Source organism: Brevibacterium sp. VCM10, from assembly GCF_000583215.1.
GTDB lineage: Bacteria > Actinomycetota > Actinomycetes > Actinomycetales > Brevibacteriaceae > Brevibacterium > Brevibacterium linens.
In genome coordinates this window covers 1-11,204 of sequence record NZ_JAJB01000017.1, presented here as the reverse complement: position 1 = coordinate 11,204, position 11,204 = coordinate 1, and the positions used below count along the sequence as shown (strand labels likewise).

The 11,204-nt window shown below is 63.2% G+C and carries 10 protein-coding genes; 4 read left to right on the top strand and 6 right to left on the bottom strand.

Going from position 1 to position 11,204, the window contains the following annotated elements; translation table 11 throughout:
* The 5 genes from AD89_RS0104345 to AD89_RS0104320 form a co-directional block, all read right to left on the bottom strand.
* Window positions 1-738: phytoene desaturase family protein (locus tag AD89_RS0104345; RefSeq protein WP_025777387.1), on the bottom strand; the 738-nt coding region annotated here is incomplete at its 3' end.
* Between the two features lie 996 nt (window positions 739-1,734).
* Window positions 1,735-2,094, bottom strand: coding sequence for a hypothetical protein (locus AD89_RS0104335; RefSeq protein WP_025777385.1), 360 nt, complete (start codon window positions 2,092-2,094; stop codon window positions 1,735-1,737).
* A gap of 86 nt (window positions 2,095-2,180) precedes the next feature.
* On the bottom strand, window positions 2,181-2,876 hold the full coding sequence (locus AD89_RS0104330) for a TenA family protein (protein ID WP_025777384.1): 696 nt from the start codon (window positions 2,874-2,876) through the stop codon (window positions 2,181-2,183).
* Between the two features lie 26 nt (window positions 2,877-2,902).
* Window positions 2,903-3,463 (bottom strand): uridine kinase, encoded by a 561-nt coding sequence (locus AD89_RS0104325; protein WP_081770330.1) that lies wholly within the window; start codon window positions 3,461-3,463, stop codon window positions 2,903-2,905.
* 107 nt (window positions 3,464-3,570) lie between these two features.
* On the bottom strand, window positions 3,571-4,596 hold the full coding sequence (locus AD89_RS0104320) for an ATP-grasp domain-containing protein (RefSeq protein WP_025777382.1): 1,026 nt from the start codon (window positions 4,594-4,596) through the stop codon (window positions 3,571-3,573).
* A 121-nt stretch (window positions 4,597-4,717) separates the two neighbouring features.
* Here AD89_RS0104320 and AD89_RS0104315 point away from each other — a divergent pair, with 121 nt between their 5' ends.
* From AD89_RS0104315 to AD89_RS0104300, 4 genes are all read left to right on the top strand, one after another.
* On the top strand, window positions 4,718-5,080 hold the full coding sequence (locus AD89_RS0104315; RefSeq protein WP_025777381.1) for a VOC family protein: 363 nt from the start codon (window positions 4,718-4,720) through the stop codon (window positions 5,078-5,080).
* 44 nt (window positions 5,081-5,124) lie between these two features.
* Complete coding sequence (locus tag AD89_RS19210; RefSeq protein WP_025777380.1) at window positions 5,125-5,712, top strand: HutD family protein; 588 nt, start codon at window positions 5,125-5,127, stop codon at window positions 5,710-5,712.
* A gap of 171 nt (window positions 5,713-5,883) precedes the next feature.
* Window positions 5,884-7,245 carry a hypothetical protein gene (locus AD89_RS19205; RefSeq protein WP_025777379.1) on the top strand — a complete coding sequence of 454 codons (1,362 nt, stop codon included), beginning with the start codon at window positions 5,884-5,886 and terminating at the stop codon, window positions 7,243-7,245.
* Window positions 7,246-7,480: 235 nt separating this feature from the next.
* Window positions 7,481-8,959, top strand: coding sequence for a catalase (locus AD89_RS0104300; RefSeq protein WP_025777378.1), 1,479 nt, complete (start codon window positions 7,481-7,483; stop codon window positions 8,957-8,959).
* Window positions 8,960-9,122: 163 nt separating this feature from the next.
* Here the strand turns inward: AD89_RS0104300 and AD89_RS0104295 are convergent, their stop codons facing one another.
* On the bottom strand, window positions 9,123-11,057 hold the full coding sequence (locus tag AD89_RS0104295; protein WP_025777377.1) for an aconitate hydratase: 1,935 nt from the start codon (window positions 11,055-11,057) through the stop codon (window positions 9,123-9,125).
* Window positions 11,058-11,204 lie beyond the last annotated feature (147 nt).

Sequence of the window (11,204 nt, the reverse complement as noted above, 5' to 3'; positions counted from 1 at the left end):
TGCGTGCACAGTGCCGCCGTGGGCTTCGAGATCGGCGACGAGGTGGTCGATGATCGCCTGGGATCCGCCGACGGGACCCGGCCAACCGCCGGCGTGGGCGACCGTGGAGAGCATCGTGGCGGTGGCGGCCGTGCCCATCGCCGGCAGCCCGCCGATGGCGTGTGCGGCGACCCCGGTGAACAGTGACTGCGTCGATTCGTGGGACAGCGGAATGTTCCAGACAGGACTGGCCTGGCTCAGCAGTCGGAGACCGAATTTCACGATGTTCGCGATGCCTGGAACGTCGCGCAGGGTCTCGGGCACGGAGCGTTTGTCACCGAGGGAGAGCCAGATCGCGTCATCGACACGTTCGAGGAGCGGTGCGAAGAATCGCCGCCATTCGGGTCCTGCCTCGCCGAGGCGGTCGACCGTCTCATCGAGATCGTGGAAGGCCAGCGCGGCGGGCTTGTTATCCAGCGGTTGGGCATAGGAGATATCGGGAGTCGTCAGCTCCATGCCGCGAGCGCGCAGGTCGAAGTCGACGAAGAAGGGACTGGCGATGGCCAGTGGGTGGACGGCCGAGCAGATGTCGTGAGTGATGCCTGGGGCCAGTCCGAGGTCGAGGGTGCGGGCACCGCCGCCGATCGTCGGCTGAGCTTCGAACACTTCGACGCTCAGCCCGGCGCGGGCCAGGGTGACGGCGGCGGCCATGCCGTTGGGACCACTTCCGACGACGACTGCATCAACACCAGTGCTCATGTGGCCAGTCTAGGGGAGGAGGTGATCAGCTATCGCCTGCCAAACCGACAGTACGTAATCTTTGCCTGTTTGCCGCGCTTTCGGACGTACCTCGAATTCGTCGTCGTCATGCCGAATGAATATTGAGGAGCGAATCCACGCCTTTCCGACTGGCGGTCCGAGGAATGCTTCGACTGTACGGTCGCCGAGCGAGAACCGCATTCCGTGTCTGTATGTCTCATCGTTTATGCCCGCGAAAACAGTACTTGTCGGAAAGTAGTTCCGTGCAGTTCTGACGTCGAACACATGTAGGAGCACGTTCAGTGAGTTTTGCTCCTCGTTCGATAGATAGGTGCCAAGTCGGCGGAACTCTTCCTCAACGTAATCCAGCTCTGTACGCTCGACGACGCACCGTCGGGCCAATTTTTCTATTCTGCGCCTCGCAGTCGGGGACAGCGAATTCCGGAAATATCCGATTCTAAGGTCAAAATAGTGATCAGATTTCTGGTGGAACAGCCAAATTCCACTTTTCCCGTCATACCCCAGATCAATGTCCAACCCCCAGTTCTCGTTTCCGGTCGCGCCGGATTGGAGCCAAGGACGGTCGTTTCCGTCATTGTGTGAAAATTTGAATCGACGACGACTGCCTTTCTCGCCTCTCGCAGATCCGCTAGCTTCATGGAAGGCCTCAGATATTTCGTCTGCCGATGACAGAAAGAGAGAGATGTTCTCGGCTATTTCACGGGACCGAGGAAATGAATCGCTCGTGGCCAACTCAATGAGGTTGCTACTACCTGTCTCCTCGGCGAAGGTAGATAATGCATGCCAAAGATGGGGTTTGTCGGTGTGATTTGCTACCAGGGTTGGCAGCTCCCTCCAGGAAACGATACGGGTCGAGTCGGGGCTCCTTTCGTCTCCAATATGTCGAGCTGCTTCTTCCGTTCTACGCTCGGGTATTAACACGATCAGGAGCCCGTCCGGATTGCTGGCGACGAGTTCTGCCTCATATCTCGCTAGCTAATGAGAGCCGAACTGCGCCCACACCTTGTCTTCGATATAGATAGTGGGTTGGCTGTCCCGATAGAGGACGTGGTCAACTCTATTGCCCTCGGTGAAAGTGACTTCTTTGTCGGTGCTCCAGATGTCGCCGCGGAACTTCAAAGCTCGAGCGAAATTCGTCGCCTCGTCATCTTGTCTGAGGATGTAGTCAAGTAACGCTTGTGCTGTGGCCTCTTGCTTTCGCTTCCCGGCGCTTGCTTCACCGACGTCTTTCGAATGGGCTCTGTCCCCGCGAAATACGATATCGATGGCCCGAGTGAACATTCGAGCTATCTCGAGACCTTCTTTTTCATACTTTCTGACAGCTGAGTTCTTCATGAAGTCATCGTGCCACCAGTAGACGAGATCGCTGAGTGTTCTAGCGTGAAAATTTTCGAGACTTCGATGCGATTAGCGTGAGCCTTTCAGCATCGTCGGTAAGCTCTGTCGAAGAAGGCGACTTCGAGGTCGACCGCCCGCTGCCAGATGCGGGTGAGGGTCTCGGCTTCTGAACTCTGGTCGTCGGCTGCCGGGAAAACACGCTCGAGTTCGTCGACGAGGAACTGCACCCACCCGCGGAAGGCATCGCCTCGGTGGAGGTCGATCCAACCTCGGTGAACCTGTCGCTGCGGCATTTCCTTTCGGGACTCGGCCCAGTCGAGATAGAGCCATTCGGCCACGACGAGGACGACGAGCAGCTGCGGATACGACGCCGAGGCTACTGACGAGTCCATGAGATCGCGGAAGTTCGCAGTCGGTGTCGCCAGCTCCGAGTGGAGATATTCGGCTGGGTCGATTCCCAATTGGGCGAAGGAGTCGACGAAATAGGTGTCCTCATCGGCGACGAGCATTCCCAGCTGTCGAGCGAACCGCAGCTTCGCCTCAAGTTCATCGGCGTGAGCCACGCACACGCCGAGCATGGACAGAAACGACTCGAAGAACTGATAGTCCTGCACCAGATAGTCGCACATCACGGCGTCGTCGATGCTGCCGGCGAAGAGCTCCCGGACGAATCTGCGGTCGACCGCTTCCGCCCACCGTCTGCTTGTCGAACTCATCAGCGCCGACACCGCTCCGTCGGCGGCCACCTCGATCGATGCACCGATACCTGTGGTTGTCATCGTTGTTCCACGCCCTCCGCCGGTACTCACCGGATTAGGTTCGGCCGGTCCAGGTCTCGATTGTCGAATACCCATGTCGCGTTCTCCCGCGGAGACGCCTCGGAGAAGTACAGTCGTTGACCGCCGACATAGCGATGATTCGATGTGGCCTCGGGATCGGCGTCGAAGGCTCCGGCAAACCGGTCGTTTCCTCGTGGGACCGAGACTTCAAACGGAACATCGACCCACACACTCGCATCCCAGGGATCCACGAGCTCGGGCCGGTGGAGGAAGATTCCCTCGATGAGGAGGACACAGTCGTTCGGCAGACTCAGAGGCTCCGGAGCAATCGGCCGATCCGCCTCGACGTCCCACACAGCTGGAACGATCGAGCCGCCTCGTCGAAATGGTTCGACGACGGAATCGACGAATGCTCCGTAGTCATAGGAACGGCGATAGAAGGTGTCGGGCCCCTTGCCTTGGGCGTAGCGGATCGCCCGAGCGTGGTGGAAGCCATCGATGCTGATGGCGGTGACCCGGCGGTCGGAAATATGTCCAGGAACGTTCGCAACGGTCTTGGCCAAATTCACGAGCTCGTGAGCGAGCATTGTCTTCCCGGCCCCATCGACCCCATCGAGGGCAATGAGCGCACGTTGCCCCGGCCGGACTGCGCGGAGCTCAGCCAACAGGTGTCGTAGGACCGTGTCCCGGGACCTCACCGGGCTGTGGACCCGGCGGGGGAGACCGACTGTGGGGCCGCCTCGGCGAGGGTGTCGGACACGTACTCCGCGATCCGGTCGGCGGCAGACTGACGGCCTGACGACTGCTCGGCGGACTCAACGGACGGGTTGTAGTTCGTGTTCGTGTTGATGTCGTAGACGATCTGCCGGCCGTCAGCGGTCTCGATGAACTCGATGCCGGCGATCTCGATGCCGAGGTCGGCCAACAGCGACTCGAGGCGGCCGATCAGCGGCGTTGCGGCCGTGATCTCCTCACGAAGGGCGAACTGGGGAGTCGCCTCGACGTCGGCAGCAGCCCCGGCGCCGGGAATCGTGCAGGCATCGGCCGGGCAGAGTTCGAACGATCCGCCCGAGACGTCGACGCGCACCGCATAGTGGAAACGTCCGCCGATGAACTCCGCGCGGGTGACGAACGGCTGAGCCGGCTGCACATACTCCTGGATGAGGGTGATGCCGTCGATCGGCGCATTCGCTCCACCGGGCGCGAACTCAGCGGCGACCGCCTCGAGCTCGGCATGGGAGTCGAAACGACGTACACCGAGGCCCTTGCCGCCCTGATTGTGCTTCGTGATGAACGGGGGAGTGAAGCCGGCAGCGGCCTCGACGAGTGCCTGCGGCCCGAACGCGGCCGCGGTGCGCGGCGCGTCGAAACCGTGACCGGACAGCTCGCGATGCTGACGGATTTTGCTCACCTCGAGCTCGTAGACCCCTCGACCGTTGATGACCCGACGGCCCGCCGCAGCCAGCCAGTCAAGGACGGCGCGGCCGTACTCCTTCACATGCGGATCGGTTCGGGTGTGCGCCGATGCCGACAGCCGCGACCAGAACACTCCGGCAGGAGGCTCGGCGGACAGGTCGATCAAGGTCTCGGGCAGCAGCCATTCGACGTGTGCGACGCCGAGGCGGTCGAGCGCCTCGGTGAACGGGGCGATCCATTCCGGATTGTCGTGGATGATGTAGACCGCCGGATCACCGGTGGCAGGCAGGGCATGAGAACTCATCGCGAACCTTCACTGTGGGAAGCCGATGCGGACTGCGGAAGCATCGGCGGATCTGCTCAACAATCCTACGCCCTAGCGTGGACCCCTTCGCCGCGTCAGTGCGGCGACGTAGACTCGGGACATGGCTATCGCAAAGCAGCCCGTTGTCGTGCTCGACGCCCCTGACGCCGGTGAACTCGCTGAGTTCTACGGCAAACTCCTGGACTGGTCGGTCACCGTCGAAGACGACGGCACCTGGGCAGAAGTCGTCTCCAACTCCTGGCCGCCGATCTGCATCCAGCAGGTCGAGGACTACCACGCACCCAGCTGGCCCAGTCAGGCCCACCCGCAGCAGATGCACCTCGACGTCATGGTCGACGACCTCGACGTCGCCGAGAAGGCCGTGCTCGAGATCGGTGCGGGCAAAGCCCCCGAACAGCCGGGAGAGACGTTCCGCGTATTCCTCGACCCGGCCGGCCACCCGTTCTGTCTCTGCAAGGGATGATCACACCACCGAGGCGGCCCCACCCGCCCGTGGCGCGCTGAGTCGTGCGCGCGCTCGCCTCGTTTGCTGACCGTGACCCGATCCCGTGGGCCAATGGTGCCGGTCAGACCACTGAGCTCGTCTCCCTGGCTGACTCCGCGCAACTGACTCCAGGGCTGCGTCCATGGCGGTTGAGCATCGCCCGACTCGAACGTGTGGGGCCGTTCTCAGCCCTGCCCGGAATGGCGCGCACCTTCCTCCCCACCGCCGAGGTGGCCCTGGAGATCGACGGACACGTGCACCCGGTGCCGGCGCTCAGTCCGGAGCACTTCCACGGAAGTCAGAACGTGAGCCTCGTCGGATTGGCAGAACCCTGCTTCGCCGTCAACCTCATGGTCGCTGACGACGGCGCCGGCGACGGCGCCGGCGACTCCGGCGCTGGTGCGGGTGAAGGATCCGCCTCGGCCCACGGAGAGCTGCAGATGAGCATCGGTGAGCAGTTCCCGGCCAGCAGATTCCGGTTTGTGCTCACTCTCGAATCGGGGGTCGATTTCCCGCGTTTTCAGTTGCTCGAGCTCGAGCGGGGCGAGGTTGCTCCAGATGAGGTCTCGGTGGCCGTCCTCCACTCCGAAAGTGGCGACGCGCACATCTGAGAAGTCGGTGAGAACCGACTGTCACGGGCGTCACATTCCTGCGTATCGTCCCAGGTGAAGTCGCCGTTTCCGGACATTTCCATCAGGCCTTTCTCAGTTTCGGACGGGTAGTGTCAGGATCCCCGAACGTGCATGTTCGAGAATGGTTCTCCACCGGAAATTGGAGGAACTTTGACGGTCGGCGACAGCGGCAAGATCAGACAGCACGAGCACAACGACGAAACTCGTCTGCCGGGGCATTCCCAGACCCTGCCGCTGATCACCGAAGAGATCGTCAGTTCCCACCCGGCCCCCGCGGCCGAGCCCACCGAACACGTCGTCACCAAGGTGATGCCGCCCAACCCGATCCGCCACGACGGCCAGGCCGCCCAACAGCAGACGAAGACGTTGCCGGACACAGTTGCTGGTTCACAGACGCCTGCTTCGGTCACTTCTGCCTCCCCGACCGCCGTCGCCGAAGCGGCAGAGACGGTCGAGGACGAGAAAGAGGAGAAATCCTCAGAGGGCCGGATCTCGGCCACTCAGCTGCTGGCAGGTGCCGGCGCCGCTGCGACCTCCTCGGTCATCGGCGGTCAGCTCGGTGTCGCCGGCACGGTCGTCGGCGCCGGAGTCGCGAGCATCGTCACTGCCCTGGCGGTCACCCTCTATGGCCGCAGCCTCGACAAGGGCAAAGAGAAGATCCAAGAAGTCGGGTCCAAACTCGCTCCGGCAGTCAAAGCGAAGATCGCGAAGCACCCCTCCGGAAAGAACACTGCCGTCGATTCCTCGCTCGCCGAGGATTCCGCCTTCGCCCCGCCGGAACCGACAGCGGGCAATGCGAACGCGACGGCCGCCTCGGCGCCGGATGAAGGGAAGTCCGAGGCTGGGGACGGTGATGGCAGCGAAACCGAGAGCCGAGCCCGCACCTGGTGGCAGAAGCTGCGCCGCAAGCGGGTCCTCTATCCGCTGACGATCGGCGTCGCTGCCTTCGGAATCGGACTCGGTGCGGTCGTGATGGCCGAGAACTTCACCGAAGCCGATATCTCACCGGGCACCTCGCAGATCTCACGATCGGTGACCGGGCAGTCGACGAACGACGAATCCGTCACCGACGACGGGACCTCGGACTCCGGAACCAGCGGGGACGTATCGTCGAGCGGATCCGGGTCGGGCACCGACGGCAGTCAGAGCTCATCGAACAGCGGATCGACCACGCAGAACGGTCAGTCCTCCTCGGCGGGGGAGACCGGCGCCGAAGGTGCGGCCGAGGGGCAGGGCTCTCAGGGCACGGACGCGACGACGGGCACGAGCGATTCCATAGGCAGTTCGACGAGCACCGACGGCACCGATGCGAGCAGCGGTTCCATCTCGACCGATGGCGCCGGCAGCTCCGGGGACACCAGCGGTGGGACAAGCAGCAGCACAGGCTCCGGATCCGGCTCGGATGGTTCGGGCAGCGGTTCAGGCAGCGGCTCGTCGGGTTCGGGCGGATCCGGAACCGGCGGTTCGACCGGCGGTACGGGTGGTGGGTCGGCCGCCTCGGCGGAGGGGTGAGCCGGACGATGTCGAGGGCGGGAATTTAGACAGCCCGCCCTAGGTTGTATGAAGCGGAGAACATCGCTAGGTTGAAACTAACTCCGACAGTGTTCTGCCGAAGTCGGGATATCGAGACTGGGCGAACGGCGCTCAGCCGATCGATCAGCTGCACCGGCGGGAACCGCATCTCACCGGTGGCCATGATCGCGGGCTGAGTGACGCCGCCTCAAATCACACGGTTGAAGGAGATGTGATGACGCAACATACAGATCATGAATATGCTGGCCACGACAGTACGAAGGCAACGACCACCGAGTCAGGTGCGCCGCGGGAATCCGATGCTCACTCGCTGAGCGTGGGCGCGAACGGGCCGCTGATGCTCCACGACGTGGCGCTGGTCGAGAAGCTTGCTCGCTTCGACCGTGAGCGAGTTCCCGAGCGCAGCCCCCACGCCAAGGGATCCGGCGCTTTCGGTGAGCTCGAAATCACCGCGGACGTCTCCAAGTACACGAAGGCCGACTTCCTGCAGCCGGGCAAGAAGACCCCGATGCTGGCCCGCTTTTCCACCGTCGCCGGTGAGCTCGGCTCGCCCGACTCCTGGCGTGATGTGCGCGGATTCGCGCTGAAGTTCTACACCGAAGAGGGCAACTTCGACATGGTGGGCAACAACACCCCCGTGTTCTTCGTCCGCGATCCCATGAAGTTCCCCGACTTCATCCACTCGCAGAAGCGCACCCCTGACTCGGGTCTGCGCAGCAACAACATGCAGTGGGACTTCTGGTCGCTGTCGCCCGAATCGGCACACCAGGTCTCCTACCTCATGGGACCGCGTGGTCTGCCCAAGAGCTGGCGCCACATGAACGGCTACTCCTCGCACACCTACATGTGGGTCAACGCCGAGGGTGAGAAGTTCTGGGTCCAGTACCACTTCCACACCGATCAGGGTGTGGAGAACATGAGCAACGAGGAAGCCGGTCGGATGGCCGGCGAGGACGCGGACATGCACCGCCGCGACCTGTTCGACGCCATCGAGCGCGGGGACTACCCGTCCTGGACCTTCAGCGTGCAGATCATGCCGTACGAAGAGGCCAAGGACTACCGCTTCAATCCCTTCGACCTGACCAAGACCTGGTCGAAGAAGGACTACCCGCTCATCGAGGTCGGCAAGTTCACCCTCAACGAGAACCCCTCGAACCACTTCGCACAGATCGAGCAGGCTGCGTTCAGCCCCTCGAATACCGTGCCGGGAACCGGGCTCTCGCCGGACAAGATGCTGCTGGGCCGCGTGTTCTCCTACCCGGATGCACAGCGCAACCGCATCGGCACGAACTTCAACCAGCTGCCGGTCAACGCTCCTGTCACGAAGACGAACTCGTACGACAAGGAAGGCCAGATGCAGTACCACCACTCGGGTAATGCACCGGTCTACGCCCCGAACTCGTACGGACGCTCCTACCAGGACGAGCAGGGCCCGGTCGACAACGGCTGGGAGGCCGACGGCGAGCTGGTGCGCAGCGCCTACAGCCTGCACGCCGAGGACGACGACTTCGGCCAGGCACACACCCTGGTCCGCGAGGTTTACACCGAGGAGGAGCGCCAGGGTCTCATCGAGACCGTCGCGGGCGGACTCTCCGACGGAGTCGAGGAGCCGGTGCTGTCGAATGCGATCCAGTACTGGAAGAACATCGACGCCGAGGTCGGTGCGGCCATCGAGGCCAAGGTCAAGGGCTGACAGGCTCTGAGATCGTGAGCGCCTGACCGCTCGAACACAGACGGCGGCCCGGACCCCCAACCAGTGGGTGGCCCGGGCCGTCTTCTCTTTTTAATTACTACCCGACGGCGGCCCAGATACCTCGTGCAAGGTTGCTGGGCCGCCGTCAGGTAGTTCTGAGGGGTCAGGCGAGGTGGGCGGCGCGTTGGGCGATGCGACCGCCGGCGAGGACCATCTCGACCTGACGGGGCGACAGGCCATGGCGGAATTCGAACTTTCGGCCGGTCGCCTCGGCGGTGATCGTCGTCCCTTCGCCGAGTTCATCGCGCAGACCACGGAACTCAAGTACATCGCCCTGGGACAGTGACTCGTAGTCGGACTCGTCCGTGAACTCGAGGGCGAGGACGCCGAAGTTCGCGAGGTTCTGCCAATGGATCCGCGCCAATGATTTCGCCACCACTACCCGCAGACCGAGATAGCGGGGAGCGATGACCGCATGCTCACGTGAGGACCCCTGACCGTAGTTCTCCCCACCGACGATCGCGTGCCCGGCGTCGTGCTCGGCGGCACGGGTGGAATAGGTGTCATCGACCTGGATGTAGACGAACTCTGAGATCTTCGGGATGTTCGACCGGTACGGCAAGACGCGGGAGCCGGCGGGCATGATCTCGTCGGTGGAGACGTTGTCGCCGACCTTGAGCAGGATCTCCAGATCGATGTCATCGGGCAGCGGATCGAAGTCCGGCAAGGTCGAGATGTTCGCTCCCTTGACGAGTTCGACCGATCGGGCTTCCTCTGGTTCCAGCGGCGAGACGAGCATCTTGCGGTTCGCGGAGTACTTCTCGGGCAGCCGCACCTCGGGATAGTCCATGTCGAGGTCGCGAGGGTCGGTGATCTTCCCGGTCAGTGCGGCAGCAGCCGCGGTCTCCGGCGAGCACAGCCACACGGAGTCCTCATCCGTGCCCGACCGGCCCGGGAAGTTCCGCGGCATGGTGCGCAGACTGTTGCGCCCGACCGCAGGAGCCTGACCCATGCCGATGCAGCCCATGCAGCCGGATTGGTGAATCCGGGCCCCGGAAGCCACCAGTGAGGTCAGCCATCCGCCGGCGATGAGGTCGGCAAGGACCTCACGTGAGGTGGGATTGATGTCGAGCGAAATCTGCTGATGAATCTGGCGGTGGGCAAGTGTTTCGGCGACGACGGCGAAGTCCCGCAGCCCTGGGTTCGCCGAGGAGCCGACGACGACCTGGAAGACGTCCTCACCGGCGACCTCGCGCACCGGAGTGACGTTGCCCGGAGACGACGGCGCGGCGATGAGCGGTTCGAGCTGCGAGAGATCGATGCTGTCGGTGAGATCGTATTCGGCACCTTCGTCGGCCTCGATGCGGGTGAAGTCCTCGCCTCGGTCAACGGCTTCCAAGTAGTCGCGGACGGCATCATCGGCGGGGAAGACCGTGGCGGTGGCGCCGAGTTCGGCTCCCATGTTCGCAATCACGTGACGATCCATGGCCGTGAGATTCCGCAGCCCGTCCCCGTGGTATTCGATGATCTTTCCGACACCGCCCTTGACGCCATGGCGACGCAGCATCTCGAGGATGACGTCCTTGGCTGAGACCCAGTCGGGCAAGGTGCCTGTGAGTTCGACGCCCATGATCTGCGGGGCGCTGATGAAGAGCGGCTCACCAGCCATGGCCATGGCGATTTCAAGTCCGCCGACGCCGATGGCGAGCATTCCCAAGGCACCGGCGGCACAGGTGTGGGAGTCCGAGCCGATGAGAGTCGCCCCCGGCTTGCCGAAACGGGACTGGTGGACAGGGTGGGAGACGCCGTTGCCGGCAGGGGAGAACCACAGACCGAACCGTGCCGCGGCAGAGCGGAGGAATTCGTGGTCCTCCGGGTTCTTCTCATCGGTCTGCAGCAGGTTGTGATCGACGTACTGCACGGACAGATCCGTGCGGATCCGGTCGAGGCCGAGGGCCTCGAGCTCGAGCATGACCAGGGTGCCCGTCGCATCTTGGGTGAGCGTCTGGTCGATCCGGATCCCGAGTTCGCTTCCGGGAGTGAGCTCCCCGGACTCCAGATGCGATCGGATGAGCTTCTGAGCAACGTTCTCAGCCATTGTCCGCCTCCTTCGGCAGTCAGGGGTCCACCGAAGCCATACGGCTTCCGGTGGTCAATCCACGCTAGTCCTCCACACGAGGGTTCTCAAGGTCCGTCGCATCGGCCGACCGGCAATAGGCGTCTGCGAACTACCCGACGGCGGCCC

Coding starts and splice junctions, on each gene's coding strand:
- AD89_RS0104335 (WP_025777385.1), bottom strand. CDS start 2,094: ATGAAGAACTCAGCTGTCAGAAAGTATGAAAAAGAAGGTCTCGAGATA.
- AD89_RS0104330 (WP_025777384.1), bottom strand. CDS start 2,876: ATGACAACCACAGGTATCGGTGCATCGATCGAGGTGGCCGCCGACGGA.
- AD89_RS0104325 (WP_081770330.1), bottom strand. CDS start 3,463: ATGCTCGCTCACGAGCTCGTGAATTTGGCCAAGACCGTTGCGAACGTT.
- AD89_RS0104320 (WP_025777382.1), bottom strand. CDS start 4,596: ATGAGTTCTCATGCCCTGCCTGCCACCGGTGATCCGGCGGTCTACATC.
- AD89_RS0104315 (WP_025777381.1), top strand. CDS start 4,718: ATGGCTATCGCAAAGCAGCCCGTTGTCGTGCTCGACGCCCCTGACGCC.
- AD89_RS0104300 (WP_025777378.1), top strand. CDS start 7,481: ATGACGCAACATACAGATCATGAATATGCTGGCCACGACAGTACGAAG.
- AD89_RS0104295 (WP_025777377.1), bottom strand. CDS start 11,057: ATGGCTGAGAACGTTGCTCAGAAGCTCATCCGATCGCATCTGGAGTCC.